Here is a 23,113-nt window from a genome sequence, read left to right as displayed (position 1 = left end):
TTTTATATTAGTCCGGGGAAAGTGCTCCGGGGCGCGCCCGGACTGCGCTCCCCCTTACTAATTAACGCGAGTAGACGTTCAGTGCCGGGAAGTAGTAAGCGATTTCCACAGCAGCGGTTTCGGCAGCGTCCGAACCGTGAACAGCGTTGGCATCGATCGAATCGGCGAAGTCGGCGCGGATGGTGCCGGCGTCAGCTTTCTTTGGATCGGTTGCGCCCATCAGGTCGCGGTTTTTCAGGATCGCGCCTTCGCCTTCGAGGGCGGTGACCATGACCGGGCCCGAGATCATGAAATCGACCAGGTCCTTGAAGAATGGACGTGCGGCGTGCACGGCGTAGAAGCCTTCGGCTTCAGCGCGCGACAGTTGCACCATGCGTGCAGCGACGATCTTCAGGCCGGCTTCTTCGAAACGGCTGTAGATTTTGCCGATCACGTTTTTTGCGACTGCGTCAGGCTTGATGATGGACAGGGTGCGTTCGATTGCCATAAGAAAACTCCAATAAAATGAAAGGTTTAGAACTGAGCAGTGTAAACAAACTTTGGGACTCAATTAACCTTCAATTTTACCATATCCGGCCCGGATAGCTCATATTGCGATAGGGGCAAGCAAGGTGGTACAGTGGCGGCAAACCTACGTCCAGTTTCTGCACCATCCTTCATGCCCGGTTAAGCTGGATGTTATAGGATGGTAGTAAGTTGCTGTACAGTACTGCAACTCAGTACTGCAATTATCTCATTCAACCGGAGGCACTATGTATCCTAGTACCCAAAGTACCATCGACCTGACCAAAGGCGGCCAGGCCACGCGTAATAAAGTGTTACGCAATACTTACTGGCTGCTGGCGCTGTCGATGATCCCGACCGTGGCAGGCGCCTTCCTTGGCGTGTCCATGGGCGTCGCGCTGTTCAGCGGCATGCTCGGCTTCGTTATCTTCATGGCCATTGCATTCGGTTTCATGTGGGCTATTGAAAAGAACAAGGATTCGGGCCTGGGCGTCGCCCTGCTGCTCGGCTTCACGTTCTTCATGGGCCTGATGATGGGCCCGCTGCTGACCCACACGCTGAACTATTCGAACGGCGGCAGCCTGATCATGACCGCGTTCGGCGGCACCGCGATCGTGTTTGCCGTGATGGCCAGCATCGCCACTACCACCAAGCGCGACTTCTCGGGCATGGGCAGCTGGCTGATGGCTGGCGTCGTCGTGCTGCTGCTGGCGATCGTCGCCAACATCTTCCTGCAGATGTCGGTGCTGTCGATCGTGATCTCGGTCCTGGCGATCGGTATCTTCTCGGCCTTCATCCTGTATGACGTGCAGCGCATCGTCAATGGCGGCGAAACCAACTACGTCACCGCCACCCTGTCGATCTACCTGAACGTGTACAACATCTTCACCAGCCTGCTGCGCCTGCTGGGCATCGTGGGCGGCGACGACTGATCGTTGTCTGCACCATAAAAAAAACCGGCCACTGGCCGGTTTTTTCATGGGCGCTACATTTGCTCAGATCTCGACGACCTTCTCGATGTCGGCGATCTTGCGGCGCGCCAGGGCCAGGTTGGCGCGTGCCTTGTCGAGCACCACATACACGAAGATGCCCTCGTAACGCGCCATCGGGCGGATGATGTGGTACGCCGTGCCCAGGGTGATGAGCATGTCCTCGATGGCGTCGTCGATGCCCAGCGCCTTCATCGTCTTGAGCTTGGCGCGCACGACTTCGGTGTTGCCGGCGGCGGCCACTTCGATGTCCATGCCGGAGCCGGCGTTACCCAGCATCATGCCGCTGCCCGAATCGACGACCGCCGCACATTGCGCGCCGTCGATCTTGAGGATGTCGTCCAGGGCCGAATTGATATTCATGGTGTTCTCCAAAAATGCGCAACAAAAAAATGTCCGGATCGGCGCATGAGCGACCCTGGAGACGCCGGCGTTCAAACGCCGGCAAGTGTCCTGGCCATGGCGCCGATGCGGTGCATGACCTGGGCCAGGATGGCGTCTTCGCTGGCAATCACGCTGATCACCAGTTCGACATCGGCGCGCGGCACCGCATGCACGACGGCGAAACCGGCATCGGTGCCGATGGTGACGCTCCTGAAACGGCCCAGGCCAGCTTCGAGCGACACGACGGCGCTGATCGCCGAAATCGAACTGGCCATGGCAGCGATGCGCGCTGCATCCTGCGGAATGCGAAAGGCCGACGCCAGGTCGAAGCCATCGACGCTTGCGATCACGACGGCGCTGACGCCGATCACGTCGGCCACGCAGGCGCTGGCAGTGCGGGCGGCAGCCTCACGCAGGCCAGCAGGCAGGCCATCGGGCAGGCTATCGGGCAAATGTTCAGTCATGGTCATAGTGGATCCAGTTCGCTGCCGGCCTCGATCTGGGCCAGCAGGATATCGATAAGCATGACGACGTCGGCGCGTTGCCGGACGTCGACGGGAAGAATGGGCAGCACCATGCCGCGCTCTTGCAGCAGGTCGGCGTACTGGTCCAGCGTGACGCGCGGGTGGGTGTCGAGCCGGCCGACGCCGATCACGCACGGCAGTGTCTGCAGGCTGGTGGCAAAACCATCGAGGAACATGGCCAGGTCGGCCAGCGGATCGGGGCGCGAGTTATCGGTCAGGATCACCAGGCCAAGCGCGTTGCGAGCCAGGATCTCCCACAAAAAATCGAAGCGGGACTGGCCCGGCGTACCAAACAGGCGCACCCGGTCGCCGTTGTCCAGCGCCATCATCCCGTAGTCGAGCCCCACCGTGGTACGTTCCTTGGCCACCGAGCGATCGTGATTCGCCACATCGGTAACGATCGGGTCGATATCGCTGATGGCCCGGATCGCGGTGGTCTTGCCGGCGCCCATGGTGCCGGTGATGAGCAGCTTGTGTTCTTTGATAGATCCTCCTACAAACCAAGGTGGCGTCGAAGACTGGCCATCAGCCCCAGGCGGGGCGAGGCGGCGTCTGCCGGCGGGGGCGCGGCGGCTGCCGGTGGCGCGTCGCCAGGGGCGTGTTCCTTCAACAGGCCCGCGTCGTGCAGGGCCAGCACGAACGCCTGGCAATCGGCTTCCGGGCGCGTCGTGAGCACGGCCAGTTGCCGGACGCTGAAGGCGTTACGCGACATCAAGGTTGCCATGCGCACGTACGACTGGTCCCGCTGCAGCAGACTGGGCGCCGGCCAACGGCGCAACCTGAAGCGCCGCACGGCAAATGCCGCCTCGTCCGCGGCTGGGGCCTGAGGCGCCGACGCGACCGGGCGCGGCGCCAGCAAGCCGTCCTGGCGCCGCACCAGCCAGGCGCGGAACTGGTCGGCATGCACCGGATAGGCGACCGTGTCGGCATCCGGCGCAGCAGGCGGCTCGACCAGCGTGAGCACCGCGCCCTCGAATCCGGCAAAGAACGCAGGATCGGCAGCGCGACCGGCGCGGTCGGTCACGACCGCATCGTACGGCGGGTATTCGGCGAAGACCCAGGACAGTTTCTGGGTATGGGCGAACAGGCGCACGAGGGCGCGGATGTAGGCAACATCCTTTTGCGCCAGGCTGATGGCGCCAAGCGTCAGATTGCCCATGTCACCCCTGGCGCCGGCGCCTCTTTGGGCCGGACAGGGACGCTGGGCAGTGCAGGTGCCGGGGCACGCGGCAGTATGGATGAACAGTCAGTCAGCAAAATGAACGCGTATGTTTGATAATTTCCAAACGGCAATTCTATCAGCGTTCACGACCGACTTTCAGTTCAATTCAGACAATCCGCGATACTGTCACACTATTGACACGCTAAAACGATAGCGGTGTCGGTTTCTCGCCCAGTTCGAACACCCCGATCGATTCGACGTGCGACGTGTGCGGAAACATGTTTACCACGCCCGCCTTCGTCATCACATAGCCGGCTTCGTGCACCAGGATACCGGCGTCACGCGCCAGTGTCGACGGGCTGCACGAAACGTACACGATCCGCTGCGGCATCAGGTGCTCGTGCGTGGCGCGCAGGTCGGCCAGCGCCTGCGCCAGCGCCATGGCGCCATCGCGCGGCGGGTCGATCAGCATGCGCTCGAACCGGCCCAGCGCCACCAGGTCTTGTTTCGTCACCTCGAACAGGTTGCGGGTCGAAAACGACGTTTTGGCGGCCAGCCCGTTGGCGCGGGCATTCGCCAGAGCGCGCTCGGTCAGGGCCGTGCTGCCCTCGATGCCGACGACTTCGCGCGCCTGGGTCGCCAGCGGCAACGTGAAGTTGCCCAAGCCGCAGAACAGGTCGGCCACGCGGTCGGTGGCTTGCACGTCCAGCAGGCGCAGCGCTTTCGAGACCAGCACGCGGTTGATCTGGTGATTCACCTGGGTGAAGTCGGTCGGCTTGAACGGCATCCGGATGCCGAAATCGGGCAGCGTGTAGTACAGGTCGGTGCCCAGCGGATAGTAGGGATGCGCCGAGTCCGGGCCGTTCGGCTGCAGCCACCAGTGGATCTTCCATTCGTCGGCGAAGGCCTTGAGCAGCGCCTCGTCGTTGCGGCTCAGGGACGCCATGATACGCAGCACCAGCACGGTCGACTCTTCGCCGATCGCCAGCTCGATCTGCGGCACGTGGTCGATCACCGACATGGCGGCGATCAGCGCGCGCAGCGGCACGATCAGGCGCGCGACGTGGTCGGGCAGGATTTCGCAGGTGACGAGGTCGGCCACCAGCGCCGACGCTTTCTCGTGAAAGCCCACCATCACCGTGTTCTTCTTCGGCACGTGACGCACCGACAGGCGCGCGCGGTAGCGGTAATCCCAGGTCGGGCCGTACATCGGCCGCATGATGGTCTCGGCCTTCACCTTGCCGATGTGCTTGAGGTTATCTTCCAGCACGCGCTGCTTCATCGCGACCTGCGCGCCCGGCTCCAGGTGCTGCATCGAGCAGCCGCCGCAATAGCCGAAGTGGATGCATTTTGGCTCGACCCGCATGCTCGACGCGCGCTGCAGCTCGAGCATGAGGCCCGCTTCCCAGTTCTTCTTCTTCTTGAGCGTCTCGTAGCTGACCCGCTCGCCGGGCAGCGCGCCTTCGACGAAGACCACTTTACCGGGCGAACCGTCCTCGTTTGCGAGGTGGCCAACGCCGCGCCCGTCCATATCGAGGGATTTGATGTCGATGAAAATGTCTTGCATGGGCGATCAGAGAGGAGTGAGCGTGGGAGAAGTGGATGCGCCGGCAACGCGGCGGCAGGGGCGCGCGCATGATAGCAAGGAAACGGATGAGGCGCCACAACGGGGCCAAGAGCCGTTACAGCAAGGAGTCGCGCACAACGCCGCGCGCCGCCATCGCGCGCTTGAGTTTGACCAGCGCCTCTTGCTGGATCTGGCGCACCCGCTCGCGCGTCACGCCCAGCTCGTCGGCCAGCGTCTCGAGCGTGGCCGGATCGTCGTTGTCGAGGCCAAAGCGGCGCGTGACGACCAGGCGCTGCTTGTCCGGCAAGCGCGCCAGCCAGTCGCGCACCAGGAGCGCCGCTTCTTGCTGCTCGGCGTGGGCGTCGGGGCTGCTCTCGCCGTCGTCGGGCAGCATGTCCATCAGGCTCGATTGCGGGTCATTGTCGAGCGGCGCGTCGAGCGAAGTGGCGTGTTCGGACAGCATCAATATATCTTGCACCTCTTCCACGGGACGGCCGACCAGGCTGGCGATGTCCTCGCTGGATGCCTCCTTGCCGTCGTGGGTTTGCGCTTCGAGGTGGTATTTGGCGCGCAGCACGCCGTTCAGTTCGCGCACCATGTGCACCGGCAGGCGCACCGTGCGCGCCTGGTTCATGATGGCGCGCTCGATGCTCTGGCGAATCCACCAGGTGGCGTAGGTCGAAAAACGAAAACCGCGCTCGGGCTCGAACTTGTCGATCGCCCGCATCAGGCCGATATTGCCTTCTTCGATCAGGTCGAGCAGCACCACGCCGCGGTTGATGTAGTGCTTGGCGATCGAGACGACCAGGCGCAGATTGTGCTCGATCATCGTCTGGCGCGCGCTGAAGTCACCGGCCTTGGCCAGCGTGGAGAAGTGCACTTCTTCGGCGTGGGTGAGCAGCGCGCGGGCGCCGATCTGGTTCAGGTAGTGCTGGGTGGTGTCGGTGGCAAGCTCGGCCTGCAAGACCTTGCGCAGCTCATCGACCGTGTCGACGACGATGGCCGCCGCGGCCGGCTCGCCATCGTCCGCAGCAGGCGCCGGCTCGCTTTCCGGGTCATCCGGAAACTCGTCGGTATCATGCGGGTCGAGCGAGTGCGGCGGCTGCGTCATACCATCCTATCGAACTGGCAGGAACCTCGTCGGGTCGACCGGTTTGCCCTGCTGGCGGATCTCGAAGTGGAGCTTGACCAGATCGGCGTCGGAATCGCCCATTTCGGCGATCAACTGGCCCCTGGCGACATTGTCGCCTTCCTTGACGACGATCTTGCGATTGTGCGCGTAGGCCGACAACAGGCTGTTGCTGTGCTTGACGATCACGAGGTTACCATAACCGCGAATCCCGCTGCCAGCGTACATGACCTTGCCGGAACCGGCGGCGACCACCGGCTGACCGGCCTTGCCGGCGATGTCCAGGCCCTTGTTGCGGCCGTCGTCGAAGGTGGCGATGACGCGCCCTTCCGATGGCCACATCCAGCTCAGGCGCGCCTCATCGCCAGCGGCGGGAGCGGCGGCCGGGGCCGGCGTGACCGGAACTGCCGGCGTGGCTGCCGGGACGCCCGCGCGCGTGTCGGCCACGGCGCCTTCGGTGAACGGCTTCTTGTCGACACGCGGCTCGGTCTTGCGCGGCACGGTGGCGGCCGGCGGCATCGGCACCGGCTGGGTCTGCACGGTGGCCGTCCGTTCGCCACCAGGACCGTTCACGCGCAGCACCTGGCCGACCTTGATGTCGTCCGGGTTGGCCAGGTTGTTCCAGGTGACCAGGTCACGGTAGTTCTGGCCAAAGTCGAAGGCGATGCGCAGCAGCGTGTCGCCCTTGCGCACGGTGTACATGCCGCGCTCGTCGTGCTTGGGCGCCTCTTCGACCCGCGCCGGGGCTGGGCGGGTTTGTGCAGGAATGGCGCCGCGTTCGACGACAGGCGCCTGGCGGGAAGTGGTGGAACAGCCGGCCACGAGGCCGATGAGGATACTCAGGAGGGCAAAACGCGGTGCTTGTGTCATTGGCATTCTTTAGTCTTGTCGGCGTACAGCGGGCCTGGCGGCCCTGATTGAAATTAGATGGTGCCCGGGCGCAGTGGCACAAAGTGGCACGCTTCCAGCGTTTCGCTGGTCCACTCGGCCTTGCCGGTGCGGGTTATGCGGTGCAGGTGCTGCACCTGTGCGCCAACCGGCGCCACGAGATGCGCGCCGATGGCCAGCTGCTCGAGCAGCGCGCGCGGCACTTCGAGGCCGGCGGCCGCAAGAATGATACCGTCGAACGGCGCCACCTGCGGCAAGCCTAACATACCATCGCCATACTGCAAACGCAGGTTCGATATGCGCATCGGGCGCAAATTGGTTTTGGCGAGCTCGTGCAAGGGCTTGATGCGCTCGATGGAATACACGTCCTTCGCGACAAACGACAGCACCGCGGCCTGGTAGCCGCAGCCGGTGCCGATCTCCAGCACGCGCTCGAGCTTGCGGCCGGCGCACATCGCTTCGATCATGCGCGCCACGATATACGGCTGCGAAATCGTCTGGTTATGCCCGATCGGCAGCGACGCATCGACATACGCCTGGCCCGACATCGCCTGCTCCAGGAACAGATGGCGCGGCACGATCTCCATGGCGCGCAGCACCTGGGGATCGCTCACGCCCTGGCGCGCAACGCGCGCCACCATCGCGCGGCGTACCGCTTCGGTGGCGGCCAGGTCCGAGCGCTGGGCGGTCGGCACGCTGGTGGTCGCCTGCACATAGCCGGGCGCACGCGCGGCCGGCCCGGCCGCCGCTGGCGGCTTGGCGCCGCTGGCGGCGTTGCGGGTGGCCGTCTGCGGCGTAAACACCGGCGTCGGGGCGCCGGGTTTGCGCACGCCGCTCGTGGTCGACGACAGGGGCAGCGGGAAGTTCGGACGCGCGTCCTTCATGGCAAGGCTCCAGCCAGCAAGTCGAGCTGGGTCTTGTGGGTGAGGTCGATCTGCAGCGGCGTGATCGACACGCGTCCCTGCGACGTCGCATGAAAGTCGGTGCCCTCGCCCGCGTCGAGGCAGGCGCCCGGTGCGCCGATCCAGAAGATCTCGCGCCCGCGCGGGTCTTGTGCGCGGATGACGGGCTCGGCCTGGTGACGGCGACCCAGACGGGTGGGGCTCAACGGGCCGATCTGGTCATACGGCAGGTTCGGGATATTTACGTTGAGCAAAAACGGCGACGGCAACGCGGCGAATCCGCCGGCGGCGAAACGCTCGACGATATCGCGCGCGACGCGGGCGGCATCGTCGACATGGGCCCAACCGCTGTTGACCTGCGAGAACGCAATCGCCGGCACGCCGAACAGATACGCTTCGGTGGCGGCGGCGACGGTGCCGGAATACAACGTGTCGTCGCCCATGTTCTGGCCATTGTTGATGCCGGACACAACCAGGTCGGGGAGCGCGTCGGACATGCCGGTCAGCGCGATGTGCACGCAGTCGGTCGGCGTGCCGTTGCTGAAGTAAAAACCGTTGGCGGCCTTGTAGACCGACAGGGGACGGTCGAGCGTCAGCGAATTGGATGCGCCCGAACGGTTGCTGTCGGGCGCGACCACGACGATCTCGGCGAGCGGTGCGAGCGCGTCCGCCAGCGCCTGGATGCCAGGTGCGAGATAGCCATCGTCGTTGCTAATCAGAATCCGCATGCGGGCGATTTTACCTGAAGCAACGCTTGTATCGACACTTGGCGGCGGAAAAATGCGGACGCATTTCATCATCCGGTAGATGGCACGTCCCTATGACTGGCCCGCCAGAGAGCAAACGTAACAATATTGCAAGCAAGGTGGTGCGGCAGACAACGGCGAAAAAACCACGGACATGCCCCTCAGCGCAGCGGCGCCGGATTGGACGGCGCCTGGCTGCCGGCCGCGCCTTCTGCATGCCGCACGGTGGCCGGGCCACCCTGCGCGGCAAGGATGTCGGCCAGGGCTTTGTGCGCCGCGACCACGCCGGCGTCATCCAGGCCGTCATGCCGCGCGTAGGCCCGCAGCACCGCTTCGAGCATCCGCCGCGCATTGCCGAAGTCGCCTGTTTTGCCCAGCAGCAGCGCCAGCCGCTGAGCGCAGCGCAGCGTGTCGCGGTGCTCGCTGCCCTGCTGGCGTCGGCGGCCATCGAGCACGCGCTCGCAGACGATCCGGGCGCGCTCGTAGTCGCGCCGCCCCGCCAGGGTGTGGGCCAGGTCTTCGCGGCAGTCGAGCGTGACGGGATGCTCGTCGCCCAGCGTTCGTTCGTCTGGCAACACGGGATCGGCGGCACTGCGTGAATCGTTCATACCACGCCTCATTTTTTTGGAAACCACTGAACAAACAACCGTCGCGGATTGCCATACCTCTTCACGGGTTCCGGGTGCCCGTGCTGCGCACAGCATCCAGACTCTAGCGCGCACTTCCCTGCTCACTTTGCGAACGAACAAGAGGACCGGCTCCAGCCTGGCGCGATGGTGGGTCGCTTGCAATGGGCCATAATGCGCCCCGTCAATAACTATGAGAGACCCAATGAAAGCCGTACGCTGCACCGCATGGGGACCGCCCGAAAGTCTGGTAATGGAAGACATGCCCGACCTGCTGCCGGGCGCCGGCGAGGTCGTGGTCGATGTCCGCGCCGCCGGTGTGAACTTTCCCGACGTGCTGACGATCCAGGGCAAGTACCAGATGCGCCCGCCCCTGCCCTTCACGCCCGGCAACGAGTTCGCCGGCGTCGTGCGCGCCGTGGGCGCTGGCGTGACGGCGTTCGCGCCCGGCCAGCACGTGATCGGTTTCACGCGCACCGGCGCGTTTGCCGAGCAGGCGCTGGCGCCAGTGGGCGCGCTGCTGCCGATGCCGACAGGCATGGATTTCGACGTGGCCGCCGCACTGACGCTCACCTACGGCACGGCGTATCACGCGCTGGCCGACCGGGGCGCGGTGCAGCCGGGCGAGACGATCCTGGTGCTCGGCGCCTCGGGCGGCGTGGGCCTGGCGGCGATCGAGGTTGGCAAGGCGCTCGGCGCGCGCGTGATCGCGGCCGCCTCGAGCGACGACAAGCTGGCGGTGTGCGCCGCGCACGGGGCCGACGCGCTGATCGACTACGACCGCGGCGACTTTCGCGAAGCGATCCGCGCCGCCACCGATGGCCGTGGGCCGGACATCATCGTCGACCCGGTCGGCGACAAGTACAGCGAACCGGCGCTGCGCTCGATCGCCTGGCGCGGCCGTCATCTGGTGATCGGCTTTGCGGCCGGCAGCATTCCGACGGTGCCGTGGAATCTGATGCTGCTGAAAGGCGCGTCGGTGGTCGGGGTGTTCTGGGGCGATTTCACGCGCAAGGAAAATGACGCGCACCGGGCGGCGATGGCGCAGTTGGCCGCCTGGCACGGCCAGGGCAAGCTGCGCCCGTTGGTGTCGAAACGTTATGCGCTGGCGGACACTGCGCAGGCGCTCAATGACATGGCCGCGCGCAAGGTGATCGGCAAGGTCGTGATCACCCCGTAGGGCTGGTTACGCCGCGCTCGCGTCGATTTCGTCGGAGGCCGGCGTTACCGGATCGAAGAAGCGCAGCACGTCTTCCTGCACCCGCGTGCGCTTGAACGACGGCAAGCTCTGCCAGATGCGGCGGCCATACGGCTTGGTGATGATCCGTGGATCGCAGATCATCAAGACGCCCCGGTCGTCGACGTCGCGGATCAGGCGCCCGGCGCCCTGCTTGAGGGTGATGATCGCCTCGGGCAACTGGTGATGCATGAAGCCGTTGAGCCCCTGCTTTTCCATCACTTCGATGCGCGCGGCCAGTACCGGATCGTCCGGCGGCGCGAACGGTAGTTTGTCGATGATGACGAGCGAGAGCGCATCGCCCCGCACGTCGACGCCCTCCCAGAAGCTCTGGCTGCCCACCAGCACGGCATTGCCGGCATTGCGGAACGAATCGAGCAACTCGGTGCGGCCCCGCTCGCCCTGCACGAACAGCGGGAAATCCCAGCCCCGTTCGGCAAATTCCACCCGCAGGCGTTCCGCCACTTTATTGACCGCGCGGATGGTGGTGCACAGGAAGAATGTGCGCCCGCCGGCAGCCTCGATCACCGGCAGCGCCGCGTCGACCACGGCGTCGGTGTACACCGCCGCCTGCGGTTCCGGCAAGCCGGTTGGCACGTACAGCAAGCCCTGGTTCACGTAATCGAACGGGCTCGGCCAGGTCTTGGCCGGCTCGCCCGTCAGGCCCAGCTGGTCGGAAAAATGCTTGAAGTCGTTCTTCACCGCCAGCGTCGCCGACGTAAAGATCCAGCTGCGCGGCGTGCCTTCGCGCTGGTTGGAAAAGATCGGCGCGATCGACAGCGGCGTCTTGTGCAATTGCAGCGACGACGCGAACGCTTCGGCCCACAGCACCGACTGCTCGGCGGCCGGCGCCTTGGCATCCGGTTTCCAGCCCTCGATGGCGGCGGCCAGGTCGTGCGCACGCACGCGGCATGCTTCGATGGTCTCGGCGCGCGCGGCGTTTTCTTCGAGCGTCGTGATCATTCCCGCCAGCTCGGTCTTGAGTGTATCGAGCGCCGGGAAAAACTGCGACGTGGGCATGATCTGCGGCAGCGACAGGCGCAGATTGCCTTCGCCGAACGACAGGCGCAGGTCGCGCGTGGCTTTCTCGACCACCGTGACCACCTTGGCCCAGTCCGGCCCGCCGCGCGCATGCGCCAGGCCTTCGGCCAGCACGTCGCGGCACAATTCGAGCACTTGCGAGGTCGACACCGACTGGCCGAAGAACAGCGTGGCGGTGTCGGGCAACTGGTGCGCCTCGTCGAAGATGATGGTGTTGGCTGACGGCAGCAGCTCGGCCACGCCGGTGTCTTTCAGCGCCACGTCGGCGAAGAACAGGTGGTGGTTGACCACGACGATATCGGCCTGCTGCGCTTCGCGCCGCGCCTTCATCACGAAACAGTCCTGGTAGTACTGGCACTCGGCGCCCATGCAGGTGTCGCGCGTGGACGTGACCAGGTTCCATACGGTGGCGGTCTCGGGCACCTTGGCCAGCTCGGCCTTGTCGCCCGAGTTCGTCATTTTCATGAAGCGCGAGATTTCGCGCAGGTGACCGACGTCGTCGCGCGAGGTCAGGCGGCCGTTCTGCAGCGTGCGTTCCAGGTGGAAGTGGCACACGTAATTCGAGCGGCCCTTGAGCAGCGCTACCGAGACCGGCGCGCGCAAGGCGGCGCGGATGGTCGGGATGTCGCGCATGAACAACTGGTCTTGCAGGTTCTTGGTGCCGGTCGAGACAATGGTTTTGCCGCCCCACAGCAGCGCCGGGACCAGGTAGGCGAAGGTCTTGCCGGTGCCCGTGCCGGCCTCGGCCATGAGCACTTGCTGGTTGTCGATGGCGTGGGCGACGGCCTTGGCCATCTCGGTCTGGGCCTGGCGCGGCTTGAAGGTGCCGACGGCGGGCGCAAGCGGGCCGCCCGCACCGAACAGGCGGTCGAGGTCAGCGTCGTACTTGCCGGCGGGGATAACGGAGTCGGCCGGCGTGGCGGCGGTTACTTCCGCAGCGCCAGTGGCCGACCCTGCCGTCCCGGCCGGCTCTGCGGCAGGGCCGGGAACAGGGAGATGGTCGGTCAATGTAGGTATCGTTGTAAGGCTCGAGCAATTGCTCAGGCCGGGATATCGGGGACCAGCTGCATTTTCAGCAACGTAATATGATCTTTGAGCTGCAGTTTACGCTTTTTGAGGCGGCGCAGTTGTAAGCCGTCGGCGTGGCCGTCCGCCGTCAACATGGAAATGACGGCGTCGAGGTCGCGGTGTTCCACATCGAGTTCAATAATACGGCGCTGGATGTCCTGGACATCGATCATGATGGTCTGTTCCAAACAGTGTGTGCAGATGGGATTGCGGAGTGGGAACCGGTCGGCGCTGGCGCAGCGGGCCTTCCAGTGTTGCTGAAAGTAAATGTTCTTGCTTGTTGGTTGGTTCTCAGTGCATAGTTTAATCCACGCGGTCATTGCCGCCAACAAAGATTGGCGTTAGGCTAAAGAAAACAAGCATTTATGACTTCCTACAGGATCGAAGCGGGCACCGCGCAACACATCGGTAACCGCCCCCAACAAAACGATCGCGCCGCCCTGTTCACGGGCGCGCGCGCGCCCGGCTATGTGCTCGCGGTGCTGTCCGACGGCATCGCCAGCCCCGCCGGGGCCGAACAGGTGCTGCACACGGCGCGCCAGGTGTTCGACGAGTTCAAGCCGGGCGACAACCCTGGCATCGAGCGCCTGGCGCAATTGCTGCACGAGATCATCAGCGAGACCCACACGGTGATCAAGATGAACGCCATCGCCAGGAAAACGGAGATCCACGCCAGCTTCATCGGCCTGGTGATCAGTCCGCACGGCGAAGCGGTCTGGGCCCACGTGGGCGACTCGCGCCTGTACCGCTTCGAGCACGACAAGTGCGCGATGCGCACCAGCGATGTCGCTTATGTCGAGCACCTGATCTCGAGCGACCGCCTGCCGGCCGACGCGGCGCGCAACCACCGCCGCTCCAAGCTGCTGCTCAATGTACTGGGCAATAGCCGCAAGGAGCCGTTCGTCACGACCGGCAGCCACACCGGCCTGGTCGCGGGCGACGCCTTCCTGCTCGGCTCGGACGGCCTGTGGCATTTCTTCACGGATGCCGAACTGGCCGCCGTGACAGCCAAGACGACGCCGCGCCGGGCCTCCGAAAAGCTCATCGGCAAAGCGGGCGAACGCTCGCAGGGCAAAGGTGGCAACTGCACGATGGCCATTGTCAAACTGGCCAAGCTGGCCCAGGATGACGCCGGCGCGAGCGCCGCCAGCGGGCCGCGGCCGGCCAGCGCTTAATTGGTCGTTGCCGGCGGCTGCGCTGCCGCCGCTTTCTTTGCCGCCTCGTCGGCTGCGCGCCTGGCCGCCTTCGCTTCACGCTCGGCGACGCGGCGAGCCACCTCCTTCTGGCGCTCGATCGATTCCGCGCGCCGCGCTTCGTACGCCGCCACGTTCCCGGCCGCCCTGGCTGCCGAATTCTCGGCGCGGGCCGCATTGTCTTGCAGGCGTTTCGTGCGGGCAGCACGCGACTCGGCCGGCGTGGTACGCGGCGCCGGCAAGGCGGTGCTTTCGGGCGCCTTGACTGGCGGCGGATTGGCCGCCAGCGCTGCTTCTTCTTTCTGGAAGGCCGCTTCGGCCACGGCGATAGCGCGATCGCGCTCATCGACCTTGGCCTGGCGCAGGTAGCGCGACGCCTCGATCTCGATCGCGCGCTGCTTGAGCAGGGCCACGCGCTGCTGCTCGCGCGCCTCGTCCAGGCAGTTGTTGACGAAGAATTTGTCGTAGCAGACGACTTCGCGTTCGGCGTAGCGGGTTTCGATGGTGCGGCGCTCGGCGGCCACGGCCGTCAGGCGTTCTTCGGCCTGCTCGGTCGAGCTCGACGCTGGCGGTGGCGCGTCCGGCTCGGCCAGCTTGGTCGTCGAGCAGGCCGCCAGCAGCGTTGCAATGGCCAGCAGCGCGCCCGCGCGCTGCATGGAAGGTTGTTTCATGTCAGTCCTTGTTGTCGTGCCGGTGTCGTCATGCAATCGCGTCGGCCGCGCCGCGCCGCTCGGAGAGCATGTACTCGCGCGACTGCATCTCGATGATACGCGATACAGTCCGGTGGAATTCATTGGCCAGCTGGCCCTGGGTGTACAGCTCTTCGGGTTCGACCGCCGCCGACATGATCAGCTTGACCTTGTGATCGTAGAACACGTCGATCAGCCAGGTGAAGCGGCGCGCCTCGGACGACTGCGATGCCGACATCGCCGGGATGCCCGACAACACCACCGTGTGGAACTGGCTGGCCAGTTCCAGGTAATCGTTCTGCGAGCGCGGGCCGCCGCACAGCGTGGCGAAATCAAACCAGATGACGCCGCCGGCGCGGCGCAGCGCGCGGATTTCGCGGTTCTCGATGTGCACGATGGGCGGCTCGTCCGCGATGTCCGCCACCTTGGCGTAGGCATCGCGCAATGCCTTGTCGGCCACGGCGTTCAGCGGCGTGTAATACGCCTCGACCTGCTCCAGCGCGCGCTTGCGGTAATCGTTGCCGGCGTCGACATTGAGCACGTCCAGCTTCGCCTGCAGCAGTGCGATGGTCGGCAGCATGCGGTCGCGGTGCAGGCCGTCCGGGTACAGCGTCGACGGCTCGTAGTTCGACGTCATCACGAAGCTCACGCCATTGTCGAACAGTGCTTTCAGCAGGTTGTACAGGATCATCGCGTCGGCGATGTCAGAGACGTGGAACTCGTCGAAGCAGATCAGGCGATACTTTTTGGCGATGCGCTTGGCGACTTCGTCGAGCGGATCGGCCACGCCCTTGAGTTCATCGAGCTGGCCATGCACGGCGCGCATGAATTCGTGGAAATGCAGGCGCGTCTTGCGCACCACCGGCACCACCGAATAGAACGAATCCATCAAGAACGATTTGCCGCGCCCCACCCCGCCCCACATGTACACGCCTTTCGGCACGGTGGGCCGGTTGATCAGGCGCTTGAAAGCGGACGACCGCTGGGCCTTGTAGTCGACCCAGTCGTCGTACGCCTGCTGCAGGCGATCCACCGCCATTTGCTGCGCGGGGTCGGACGTGAAACCGCGCGCATTAAGCTCGTGCACATAATATTCTTGAACGTTCATGGGGTCCCAATAACAACAAAGGGTGGACGGCGACGCCGTCCACCCCCTGGAAAGATTCTACGTCTGCTTGCTTAGAAGTTCAGCGAGCGCTTGTCCACGGCCAGTGCCGCTTCCTTGGTCGCTTCCGACAGCGATGGGTGCGCGTGGCAGATGCGGGCGATGTCTTCGGCAGACGCCTTGAACTCCATCGCGACGACGGCTTCAGAGATCAGCTCGGACGCCATCGGGCCCACGATGTGCACGCCCAGGATTTCGTCGGTCGTGGCATCGGCCAGGAACTTGACCATGCCCGAGGTGTCGCCCAGCGCGCGCGCACGGCCGTTGGCCATGAACGGGAAGGTGCCGGCCTTGTATGCCACCCCTTCGGCTTTCAGCTGCTGCTCGGTCTTGCCGACCCACGAGATCTCGGGCGACGTGTAGATAACCCACGGGATCGTGTTGAAGTTGACATGACCGTGCTGGCCGGCGATCCGCTCGGCGACGGCAACGCCTTCTTCTTCGGCCTTGTGCGCCAGCATCGGGCCGCGCACGACGTCACCCACTGCCCACACGCCCGGCAGGTTGGTGCGGCATTCGTCATCGACCACGACAAAGCCGCGCTCATCCAACTGCACGCCGACGGCGTCGACGTTCAGGCCGATCGTGTTCGGCACGCGGCCGATCGAGATGATCAGGCGGTCGAACGTGACCTTCTGTTCGGCGCCGGTGCTGTCGGCGTATTCCACGGTGACGTCGTTGGCGCCCTTGGTGATCGCACCGATCTTGCAACCGAGATTGATCTTCAGGCCCTGCTTGGTAAACAGCTTGTGCGCTTCTTTCGCGATCTGCTCGTCGACAGCGCCCAGGAACGTCGGCAGGCCTTCGAGCACGGTGACGTCAGCGCCCACACGGCGCCAGACGCTGCCCATTTCCAGGCCGATGACGCCGGCGCCGATCACGCCCAGCTTGCTCGGGACGGCATCGATCGCCAGAGCACCGGTGTTCGACAAAATCAATTTCTCGTCGAACTCTGCACCCGGCAGCTGACGTGCGTTCGAACCGGTCGCGATGACCACGTTCTTGGCAGTCAGGGTGTCGGTGGTCGGGCCGCTGACGTTGATGGTGTAACCGCCTTCGGCAGCGCCGGCAAATGCGCCGCGACCGTGGAAGAAGGTGACCTTGTTTTTCTTGAACAGGAACAGGATGCCGTCGTTGTTCTGCTTGACGATCGTGTCCTTGCGCTTGAGCATCGTGCCGAGATCGAGCTCCAGGCCCGAGACCTTGATGCCATGGTCGGCAAAGGCGTGACCGGCGTGCTCGAAGTGCTCGGACGATTGCAGCAGTGCTTTCGACGGGATGCAGCCGACGTTGGTGCAGGTGCCGCCCGGGGCAGGCTTGCCGGCAGCGTTGCTCCATTCGTCGATGCAGGCAACCTTGAAGCCCAGCTGGGCTGCGCGGATGGCAGCAATGTAACCACCAGGACCGCCACCGATGACGACGACGTCAAATTGTTTATCGCTCATTTACAGATTCCTTGATAAGCCTGAAGCGCATCTTCTGGTCCGCGCTGCATGAACGTCGTCCCAGCGAAGGCTGGGACCCAAGTCTTCAGCGTGGTCCGTTGCGTCAAGCGCAGCCGCCATGCGAGCAAACTTGGGTTCCCGCCTTCGCGGGAACGACGTGCCAAATGCAGTGGTACTAGTAACCGTGTGGTCCGCTGATCGCAGGCTGAAACACGCTTCAAACATGATTATTCTTCGGGTACAAATACCCACAGCAGTAAGTAGATCAGGATGCCGAAGCCGAACGTGAGGACGAACAGCACGAAAATCAGGCGCCAGACCCAGGACTCGAGCCCATAGGTGCGCGCCAGACCGCCGCACACGCCGCCGAGCCAGCGATCGAGCCGCGAGCGGCGCAGGCCGCTGAGCAGGTCATCGCGGTGCGTGTCGAACGAAGAGCCGCCCGCGAAGGTGCTCTCTTTCGTCAGGCTCACGGTGGACGTACCCGACAGGATGCGCGCCTTGGCCTGCTCGAATTCGGCGTCGGACAGCGCGCCGGCCTGGTGCAGCTCGTGCAGCCGCTTGATTTCGTCTGACAGCATGTCGTTCTCCGGCAAACAATGGCCGGCGCACCATGGCGCCGGCCAGGGTGAGACTTACAGATCCAGCAGCAGGCGGGCCGGATCTTCCAGCGCATCCTTCATCGCGACCAGGCCCAGGACGGCTTCGCGGCCGTCGATGATGCGGTGGTCGTACGACATGGCCAGGTAGTTCATCGGACGGATCACGATCTGGCCGTTTTCGACGACTGCGCGGTCTTTGGTCGCGTGCACGCCCAGGATGGCCGACTGTGGCGGGTTGATGATCGGGGTCGACATCATCGAACCGAACACGCCGCCGTTCGAGATCGAGAAGGTGCCGCCGGACAGGTCGTCCAGGGTCAGCTTGCCTTCTTTCGCTTTCTGGCCGAATTCACCGATTTTTTTCTCGATATCGGCGATCGACATCTGGTCGGCGTTGCGCAGGATCGGCACCACCAGGCCACGTGGCGAACCGACAGCGATACCGATGTCGAAGTAGCCGTGGTAGACGATGTCGTTTCCGTCGACCGACGCATTGAGCACCGGGTACTTCTTCAGTGCGGCAACGGCAGCCTTGACGAAGAACGACATGAAGCCCAGCTTGACGCCGTGTTCTTTTTCGAACTTGTCCTTGTACTTGTTACGCAGCTCCATGACTGGCGCCATGTTCACTTCGTTGAAGGTGGTCAGGATGGCGTTGGTCGATTGCGATTGCAGCAGACGCTCGGCGATACGGGCGCGCAGGCGGCTCATCGGGACGCGTTCTTCCGGACGGTCGCCCAGGTTGGCAGGCGCGGCAGCGACTTGCTGCAGCGGCGCCTTGGCCGCTGGTGCAGGTGCGGCAGCAGCAGGCTTGCCGGCGACAGCGGCCAGGGCGTCGCCCTTGGTCACGCGGCCGTCGCGGCCCGAACCGTCAACGCCGGCGGCGCTCAGGTTGTTGTCAGCCAGGATCTTGGCGGCGGCCGGCATGGCCACGCCTGCCTTCGACTGGCTCGATGCGGCGGCCGGTGCAGCTTGCGATGCAGGCGCTTCGATCGGCGCGTTCGGCGCGGCCGATGGAATCGACTTCACTGGCAGCGGGCTGGTCTGCGCCGATGCTTCGGTATCGATGACGGCAATGACTTCACCGGCGACGACGGTGGCGCCGTCGGCCTTGAGCAATTGCACGATCACGCCGGCGCTCGGGGCCGGCAGTTCCAGGACCACCTTGTCGGTTTCGATGTCGATCATGTTCTCGTCGCGCTCGACGGACTCGCCGACTTTCTTGTGCCACGACAGCAGGGTTGCTTCAGCAACCGATTCCGACAATACAGGGACCTTGACTTCGATTTGTGCCATTTAAAAACTCCAGTAAATTTATTCTTTGCAATAAACCCCGGCGCGCGGCGCCAGGGTCGAGGCTATTTCTGTTACTTCGTCAAGATGAAGCCCTTGAGCTTCGAGAACGCGGTCTCCAGCAGTTCTTTCTGCTGCGCGATGTGCTTGTCGGCATAACCGACCGCAGGCGACGCCGAGGCGGCGCGGCCGGCGTACGCCAGGCGCTGGCCATCTTCCATGCCTTCGAAGATGTTGTGCTGGATCTGGAACCACGGGCCCTGGTTTTGCGGCTCGTCCTGTGCCCACACCACTTCGGTCGCGTTCGGGAACTTTTTCAGTTCCGCGCCGAACGATTTGTGCGGGAACGGGTACATCTGTTCCATGCGGATGATCGCGGTATCGGTGACATTGCGCGCCTTGCGTGCATTGACCAGGTCGAAGTAGACCTTGCCCGAGCAGACCAGCACGCGCTTGACCTTCGATGCGTCGATCTTCTCGTCGCATTCGCCGATCACGGTCTGGAAACCGCCCTTGGCCAGGTCGGTCAGCGGCGAACCGGCATCCTTGTTACGCAGCAGCGACTTCGGCGTGAAGATCACCAGCGGCTTGCGGAACTGGCGCACCATCTGGCGACGCAGCAGGTGGAAGATCTGGGCTGCGGTCGTTGGCTGGACCACTTGCATATTGTTGTCTGCGCACAGTTGCAGGAAACGCTCGATACGTGCCGACGAGTGCTCCGGACCCTGGCCTTCGTAGCCGTGCGGCAGCATCATGACCAGGCCCGACGCGCGGCCCCATTTCACTTCGCCCGAGGCGATGAACTGGTCGATGACCACTTGCGCGCCGTTGACGAAGTCGCCGAACTGGGCTTCCCAGATCGTCAGCGTGTTCGGTTCGGCGGTCGAGTAGCCGTACTCGAAACCGAGCACCGCTTCTTCGGACAGCACCGAGTCGATCACGGTGAAGTTGGCCTGGTTCTCGGACACATTGGCCAGTGGCAGGTAGATGCCCTGGTCCCAGCGCTCGCGGTTCTGGTCGTGCAGCACGGCGTGGCGGTGCACGAAGGTGCCTCGGCCGGCATCCTGCCCCGACAGGCGGATGGCGTAACCCGACGACAACAGCGACGCGTAGGCCAGGTGTTCGCCCATGCCCCAGTCGAGGTTGACTTCGCCGCGACCCATATTGGCGCGGTCGGCCAGCACCTTGTCGACCAGCGAGTGCGGCTTGAAGTTCTCTGGCGTCGTGGTGATGCGTTGTGCCAGGCGCTTCAGTTCAGTCAATGGCACGGCGGTATCGGCCGCGTCGGTCCACTTCTTGTTCAGGAAAGGCGCCCAGTCGACGGCGTACTTGTTCTTGAAGTTGGTCAGCACCGGATCGACCGTGTGCTTGCCGGCGTCCATCGCATCGCGGAACGCGGCGACCAGCTTGTCGCCACCGTCGGCTTCGATGGTGCCCTGCGCTGCCAGTTTCTCGGCGTACAGCTTGCGGGTGCCCGGGTGCTTGGCGATCTTCTTGTACATCAGCGGCTGGGTCAGCGCCGGCGTATCTTGCTCGTTGTGACCCAGTTTGCGGTAGCAGATGATGTCGACGACGACGTCCTTGCCGAATTCGGCGCGGTAGTCGAGCGCGATCTGGCTGGCCAGCACCACGGCTTCAGGGTCGTCGGCGTTCACGTGCAGCACCGGCGCTTCGATCATCTTGACGACGTCCGAGCAGTACAGCGTCGAGCGCGCATCGCGCGGATCCGACGTGGTGAAACCGATCTGGTTGTTGATGACGATGTGGACCGTGCCGCCCGTGCCGTAGCCGCGCGTTTGCGCCAGGTTCAGGGTTTCCATGACCACGCCCTGGCCGGCGAATGCAGCATCGCCGTGCACCAGGATCGGCAGCACTTCTTTACCCTTGCGGTCGCCACGGCGTTCCATGCGCGCCTTGACCGAACCCTCGACCACCGGGTTGACGATCTCGAGGTGGGACGGGTTAAAGGCAAGTGACAGGTGGACCGGGCCGCCCGGGGTGGTGATATCGCTCGAGAAGCCCTGGTGATACTTGACGTCGCCGGCTGGCAGGTCGTCGGCGTGCTTGCCTTCGAATTCTTCGAACAGGTCGGCCGGGCTCTTGCCCAGGGTGTTGACCAGGACGTTCAGGCGGCCGCGGTGGGCCATGCCGATAACGATTTCCTGGACGCCCTTTTCACCGGCGCGCTGGATGACTTCGTCGATCGACGCGATGAACGATTCGCCGCCTTCGAGCGAGAAGCGCTTGGCGCCGACGTATTTGGTGTGCAGGTAGCGCTCGAGGCCTTCGGCCGCGGTCAGGCGCTCGAGGATGTGTTTTTTCTTCTCGAGCGAGAAGGTCGGGGTCGAACGGATCGATTCCAGACGCTCTTGCAGCCAGCGCTTTTCGGTCGGGTCGCTGATGTACATGTACTCGGCGCCGATCGAGCGGGTGTACGTGTCACGCAGCATGTTCAGGATGTCGCGCAGTGGCGCGGTTTCCTGGCCGAAGTAGGTATTGGTGATATTGAAGACCGTGTCCATGTCGGACTCGGTAAAGCCGTAGAACGCTGGATCGAGTTCTGGCAGTGGCGGACGTTCCTGGCGCTGCAGCGGATCCAGGTTGGCCCAGCGCGAACCGAGGTAACGGTAGGCGGCGGTGATCTGGGTAACGGCGACGCGCTTGCGGCCCAGTTCGGAATCGGCCGAGGCGACCACGGTACGGATCGGGCCCTGCTTGGCGCGTTCGGCGAACGACGCGATGACCGACGAATGGACGACGTCAGGACGGTTCGAGCCATCGACGGCCGGCACGTGCTGCATCTGGTCGAAGTAGGCGCGCCAGTTTTCTGGCACGGACGTCGGGTTGTCCAGATAGGCCTCGTACAACTCTTCCACGTACGGGGCATTGCCGCCGAACAGGTATGAGTTGGCGTTGTGTTGTTGCATCATTCTTGCTCACCTTTCTTTTCGCGCTTCGCGAGGGTTGGGCGGGTTTATTAACCTTCCGCGACACGGCCTGACCGTTTAGCGGATTGCACTTCAAGACATCAAGTTGTGGGGAAGGACTGTTTCACTACCATACTTGTGCAAACTCCTGCCTGTTTGCGCACATGATTGTAACGCATGATCTCATGCAAGGCAGATTCCATTCCTAGAATAATTTATTTCTAAATGTATTTTTGAACGAGGCGGGTGGCGCTTCTATTTCAGCATTGTCGTCAATACTACATTGACCACGTAAATGATAATCGTTATCATTTACGGCATGTCTTCCTCTGCCCCGTCCACTGACGCTGTCCAGTCCGCCACACCAACGCCATCCAACGACGGCATTCCGCAGCGCCTGCCCGGTGCGGGCCGCGCCATGTTTCTCAAGCAGCTGCATCAATGGCACTGGATCAGCTCGGCGATCTGCCTGATGGCGATGCTGCTGTTCAGTTTTACCGGCCTGACCCTGAATAACGCCACGCTCATCGAAGCCAGGCCGCAGGTCACGCGCCTGAAAGCGACGCTGCCAGCGCCATTGCAGACGCAACTGGCGGCGTATGCCGCAGACCACGTCGATGCCGAAGTGCCGCTGCCGAGCGAGATCGCGGACTGGGCGAATGGTGCTTTCCCGGTCGACGTGCGCGGCAAGCGCGCCGAATGGAGCGAGGACGACGCCTATATTGCCCTGCCCCGCCCCGGTGGCGACGCCTGGCTGCGCATCGCCGTCGACGGCAGCGCCGAATTCGAAAAGACCGACCGCGGCTGGATTTCCTGGCTCAACGATATGCACAAGGGCCGCAACGCGGGCGCCGTGTGGAGCTGGTTCATCGATATCTTTTCCATCGCCTGCGTGGTGTTCTGCATCACGGGCTTCCTGATCATGAAGTACCACGCGGCCAACCGGCCGTCGACCTGGCCGGTGATCGGCTTCGGCATCGTGCTGCCGATCGTGCTGGCCTTGCTGTTCGTGCATTGACTCGCTTGCTGACT

Annotated in this window: 23 protein-coding genes; 4 read left to right on the top strand and 19 right to left on the bottom strand. The window is 63.9% G+C overall.

The features are described 5' to 3' along the window. Nucleotides 1–61: 61 nt before the first annotated feature. Nucleotides 62–487, bottom strand: a complete 426-nt coding sequence (ndk, locus tag AB2N08_RS11790) for a nucleoside-diphosphate kinase (protein ID WP_367610835.1) — start codon at nt 485–487, stop codon at nt 62–64. A gap of 265 nt (nt 488–752) precedes the next feature. Between ndk and AB2N08_RS11785 the strand changes: the two genes are divergently transcribed. Further along, entirely contained in the window at nt 753–1,436 is a 684-nt protein-coding gene (locus AB2N08_RS11785; RefSeq protein WP_367610834.1) for a Bax inhibitor-1/YccA family protein, read from the top strand. A 63-nt stretch (nt 1,437–1,499) separates the two neighbouring features. Here the strand turns inward: AB2N08_RS11785 and AB2N08_RS11780 are convergent, their stop codons facing one another. The 10 genes from AB2N08_RS11780 to AB2N08_RS11735 form a co-directional block, all read right to left on the bottom strand. Next, nucleotides 1,500–1,856: a hypothetical protein gene (locus AB2N08_RS11780; RefSeq protein WP_367610833.1), complete on the bottom strand. Its 357-nt coding sequence runs from the start codon at nt 1,854–1,856 to the stop codon at nt 1,500–1,502. Nucleotides 1,857–1,927: 71 nt separating this feature from the next. Continuing rightward, a complete protein-coding gene (locus AB2N08_RS11775) occupies nt 1,928–2,347 on the bottom strand; it encodes a roadblock/LC7 domain-containing protein (RefSeq protein ID WP_367610832.1) in 420 nt (139 codons plus the stop codon). After that, on the bottom strand, nt 2,344–2,853 hold the full coding sequence (locus AB2N08_RS11770; RefSeq protein ID WP_367610831.1) for a GTP-binding protein: 510 nt from the start codon (nt 2,851–2,853) through the stop codon (nt 2,344–2,346). The genes AB2N08_RS11775 and AB2N08_RS11770 overlap by 4 nt, the downstream gene beginning before the upstream one ends. A 41-nt stretch (nt 2,854–2,894) precedes the next feature. Beyond that, entirely contained in the window at nt 2,895–3,560 is a 666-nt protein-coding gene (locus AB2N08_RS11765) for a hypothetical protein (protein WP_367610830.1), read from the bottom strand. 205 nt (nt 3,561–3,765) lie between these two features. Next, entirely contained in the window at nt 3,766–5,130 is a 1,365-nt protein-coding gene (gene rlmD, locus AB2N08_RS11760; RefSeq protein ID WP_367610829.1) for a 23S rRNA (uracil(1939)-C(5))-methyltransferase RlmD, read from the bottom strand. 115 nt (nt 5,131–5,245) lie between these two features. Then, entirely contained in the window at nt 5,246–6,241 is a 996-nt protein-coding gene (rpoS, locus tag AB2N08_RS11755) for an RNA polymerase sigma factor RpoS (protein ID WP_367610828.1), read from the bottom strand. Nucleotides 6,242–6,247: 6 nt separating this feature from the next. Further along, nucleotides 6,248–7,129 (bottom strand): peptidoglycan DD-metalloendopeptidase family protein, encoded by an 882-nt coding sequence (locus AB2N08_RS11750; protein ID WP_367610827.1) that lies wholly within the window; start codon nt 7,127–7,129, stop codon nt 6,248–6,250. 53 nt (nt 7,130–7,182) lie between these two features. After that, nucleotides 7,183–8,031: a protein-L-isoaspartate(D-aspartate) O-methyltransferase gene (locus AB2N08_RS11745; RefSeq protein ID WP_367610826.1), complete on the bottom strand. Its 849-nt coding sequence runs from the start codon at nt 8,029–8,031 to the stop codon at nt 7,183–7,185. Next, the gene (surE, locus tag AB2N08_RS11740; protein WP_367610825.1) at nt 8,028–8,777 is read right to left on the bottom strand and encodes a 5'/3'-nucleotidase SurE; all 750 of its coding nucleotides are present in this window, start codon (nt 8,775–8,777) and stop codon (nt 8,028–8,030) included. Before surE ends, AB2N08_RS11745 begins: the two co-directional genes overlap by 4 nt. 179 nt (nt 8,778–8,956) lie before the next feature. Then, nucleotides 8,957–9,403, bottom strand: coding sequence for a tetratricopeptide repeat protein (locus AB2N08_RS11735; protein ID WP_367610824.1), 447 nt, complete (start codon nt 9,401–9,403; stop codon nt 8,957–8,959). A 223-nt stretch (nt 9,404–9,626) separates the two neighbouring features. Between AB2N08_RS11735 and AB2N08_RS11730 the strand changes: the two genes are divergently transcribed. After that, on the top strand, nt 9,627–10,601 hold the full coding sequence (locus AB2N08_RS11730; RefSeq protein WP_367610823.1) for an NADPH:quinone oxidoreductase family protein: 975 nt from the start codon (nt 9,627–9,629) through the stop codon (nt 10,599–10,601). A gap of 6 nt (nt 10,602–10,607) precedes the next feature. Here the strand turns inward: AB2N08_RS11730 and AB2N08_RS11725 are convergent, their stop codons facing one another. Both AB2N08_RS11725 and AB2N08_RS11720 read right to left on the bottom strand, forming a co-directional pair. Further along, nucleotides 10,608–12,707, bottom strand: a complete 2,100-nt coding sequence (locus AB2N08_RS11725; RefSeq protein WP_370662414.1) for an ATP-dependent DNA helicase — start codon at nt 12,705–12,707, stop codon at nt 10,608–10,610. A gap of 32 nt (nt 12,708–12,739) precedes the next feature. Beyond that, nucleotides 12,740–12,940: a YdcH family protein gene (locus AB2N08_RS11720; RefSeq protein ID WP_183555433.1), complete on the bottom strand. Its 201-nt coding sequence runs from the start codon at nt 12,938–12,940 to the stop codon at nt 12,740–12,742. A 192-nt stretch (nt 12,941–13,132) separates the two neighbouring features. On the opposite strand from AB2N08_RS11720, the gene AB2N08_RS11715 reads away from it, so the two are divergent. Then, on the top strand, nt 13,133–13,942 hold the full coding sequence (locus AB2N08_RS11715) for a PP2C family protein-serine/threonine phosphatase (protein ID WP_367610822.1): 810 nt from the start codon (nt 13,133–13,135) through the stop codon (nt 13,940–13,942). On the opposite strand, the gene AB2N08_RS11710 is transcribed toward AB2N08_RS11715, so the two are convergent. The 6 genes from AB2N08_RS11710 to AB2N08_RS11685 form a co-directional block, all read right to left on the bottom strand. Next, complete coding sequence (locus AB2N08_RS11710; protein ID WP_367610821.1) at nt 13,939–14,631, bottom strand: hypothetical protein; 693 nt, start codon at nt 14,629–14,631, stop codon at nt 13,939–13,941. The two genes, AB2N08_RS11715 and AB2N08_RS11710, sit on opposite strands and share 4 nt — an antisense overlap. 28 nt (nt 14,632–14,659) lie before the next feature. After that, entirely contained in the window at nt 14,660–15,757 is a 1,098-nt protein-coding gene (gene zapE, locus AB2N08_RS11705) for a cell division protein ZapE (protein ID WP_367610820.1), read from the bottom strand. Nucleotides 15,758–15,828: 71 nt separating this feature from the next. Beyond that, nucleotides 15,829–17,259: a dihydrolipoyl dehydrogenase gene (lpdA, locus tag AB2N08_RS11700; RefSeq protein WP_367610819.1), complete on the bottom strand. Its 1,431-nt coding sequence runs from the start codon at nt 17,257–17,259 to the stop codon at nt 15,829–15,831. A 227-nt stretch (nt 17,260–17,486) separates the two neighbouring features. After that, the gene (locus AB2N08_RS11695; protein WP_367610818.1) at nt 17,487–17,840 is read right to left on the bottom strand and encodes a PspC domain-containing protein; all 354 of its coding nucleotides are present in this window, start codon (nt 17,838–17,840) and stop codon (nt 17,487–17,489) included. A 54-nt stretch (nt 17,841–17,894) separates the two neighbouring features. Then, nucleotides 17,895–19,157: a 2-oxoglutarate dehydrogenase complex dihydrolipoyllysine-residue succinyltransferase gene (gene odhB / locus AB2N08_RS11690; RefSeq protein ID WP_367610817.1), complete on the bottom strand. Its 1,263-nt coding sequence runs from the start codon at nt 19,155–19,157 to the stop codon at nt 17,895–17,897. A gap of 71 nt (nt 19,158–19,228) precedes the next feature. Then, entirely contained in the window at nt 19,229–22,084 is a 2,856-nt protein-coding gene (locus AB2N08_RS11685; RefSeq protein ID WP_367610816.1) for a 2-oxoglutarate dehydrogenase E1 component, read from the bottom strand. 415 nt (nt 22,085–22,499) lie between these two features. On the opposite strand from AB2N08_RS11685, the gene AB2N08_RS11680 reads away from it, so the two are divergent. Then, nucleotides 22,500–23,099, top strand: a complete 600-nt coding sequence (locus tag AB2N08_RS11680; RefSeq protein ID WP_367610910.1) for a PepSY-associated TM helix domain-containing protein — start codon at nt 22,500–22,502, stop codon at nt 23,097–23,099. Nucleotides 23,100–23,113: the final 14 nt, after the last annotated feature.

Source organism: Massilia aurea (assembly GCF_040790145.1).
Lineage (GTDB): Bacteria > Pseudomonadota > Gammaproteobacteria > Burkholderiales > Burkholderiaceae_D > Telluria > Telluria aurea_C.
The sequence above is the reverse complement of the archived record's forward strand: the minus strand, read 5'-3'. Positions and strand labels throughout refer to the sequence as shown.

What these genes read in the sequence shown, in the direction of transcription:
- ndk (WP_367610835.1), bottom strand. Translation starts at nt 487, where the DNA reads ATGGCAATCGAACGCACCCTGTCCATCATCAAGCCTGACGCAGTCGCA.
- AB2N08_RS11785 (WP_367610834.1), top strand. Translation starts at nt 753, where the DNA reads ATGTATCCTAGTACCCAAAGTACCATCGACCTGACCAAAGGCGGCCAG.
- AB2N08_RS11780 (WP_367610833.1), bottom strand. Translation starts at nt 1,856, where the DNA reads ATGAATATCAATTCGGCCCTGGACGACATCCTCAAGATCGACGGCGCG.
- AB2N08_RS11775 (WP_367610832.1), bottom strand. Translation starts at nt 2,347, where the DNA reads ATGACCATGACTGAACATTTGCCCGATAGCCTGCCCGATGGCCTGCCT.
- AB2N08_RS11770 (WP_367610831.1), bottom strand. Translation starts at nt 2,853, where the DNA reads ATGGGCGCCGGCAAGACCACCGCGATCCGGGCCATCAGCGATATCGAC.
- AB2N08_RS11765 (WP_367610830.1), bottom strand. Translation starts at nt 3,560, where the DNA reads ATGGGCAATCTGACGCTTGGCGCCATCAGCCTGGCGCAAAAGGATGTT.
- rlmD (WP_367610829.1), bottom strand. Translation starts at nt 5,130, where the DNA reads ATGCAAGACATTTTCATCGACATCAAATCCCTCGATATGGACGGGCGC.
- rpoS (WP_367610828.1), bottom strand. Translation starts at nt 6,241, where the DNA reads ATGACGCAGCCGCCGCACTCGCTCGACCCGCATGATACCGACGAGTTT.
- AB2N08_RS11750 (WP_367610827.1), bottom strand. Translation starts at nt 7,129, where the DNA reads ATGACACAAGCACCGCGTTTTGCCCTCCTGAGTATCCTCATCGGCCTC.
- AB2N08_RS11745 (WP_367610826.1), bottom strand. Translation starts at nt 8,031, where the DNA reads ATGAAGGACGCGCGTCCGAACTTCCCGCTGCCCCTGTCGTCGACCACG.
- surE (WP_367610825.1), bottom strand. Translation starts at nt 8,777, where the DNA reads ATGCGGATTCTGATTAGCAACGACGATGGCTATCTCGCACCTGGCATC.
- AB2N08_RS11735 (WP_367610824.1), bottom strand. Translation starts at nt 9,403, where the DNA reads ATGAACGATTCACGCAGTGCCGCCGATCCCGTGTTGCCAGACGAACGA.
- AB2N08_RS11730 (WP_367610823.1), top strand. Translation starts at nt 9,627, where the DNA reads ATGAAAGCCGTACGCTGCACCGCATGGGGACCGCCCGAAAGTCTGGTA.
- AB2N08_RS11720 (WP_183555433.1), bottom strand. Translation starts at nt 12,940, where the DNA reads ATGATCGATGTCCAGGACATCCAGCGCCGTATTATTGAACTCGATGTG.
- AB2N08_RS11715 (WP_367610822.1), top strand. Translation starts at nt 13,133, where the DNA reads ATGACTTCCTACAGGATCGAAGCGGGCACCGCGCAACACATCGGTAAC.
- AB2N08_RS11710 (WP_367610821.1), bottom strand. Translation starts at nt 14,631, where the DNA reads ATGAAACAACCTTCCATGCAGCGCGCGGGCGCGCTGCTGGCCATTGCA.
- zapE (WP_367610820.1), bottom strand. Translation starts at nt 15,757, where the DNA reads ATGAACGTTCAAGAATATTATGTGCACGAGCTTAATGCGCGCGGTTTC.
- lpdA (WP_367610819.1), bottom strand. Translation starts at nt 17,259, where the DNA reads ATGAGCGATAAACAATTTGACGTCGTCGTCATCGGTGGCGGTCCTGGT.
- AB2N08_RS11695 (WP_367610818.1), bottom strand. Translation starts at nt 17,840, where the DNA reads ATGCTGTCAGACGAAATCAAGCGGCTGCACGAGCTGCACCAGGCCGGC.
- odhB (WP_367610817.1), bottom strand. Translation starts at nt 19,157, where the DNA reads ATGGCACAAATCGAAGTCAAGGTCCCTGTATTGTCGGAATCGGTTGCT.
- AB2N08_RS11685 (WP_367610816.1), bottom strand. Translation starts at nt 22,084, where the DNA reads ATGATGCAACAACACAACGCCAACTCATACCTGTTCGGCGGCAATGCC.
- AB2N08_RS11680 (WP_367610910.1), top strand. Translation starts at nt 22,500, where the DNA reads ATGTTTCTCAAGCAGCTGCATCAATGGCACTGGATCAGCTCGGCGATC.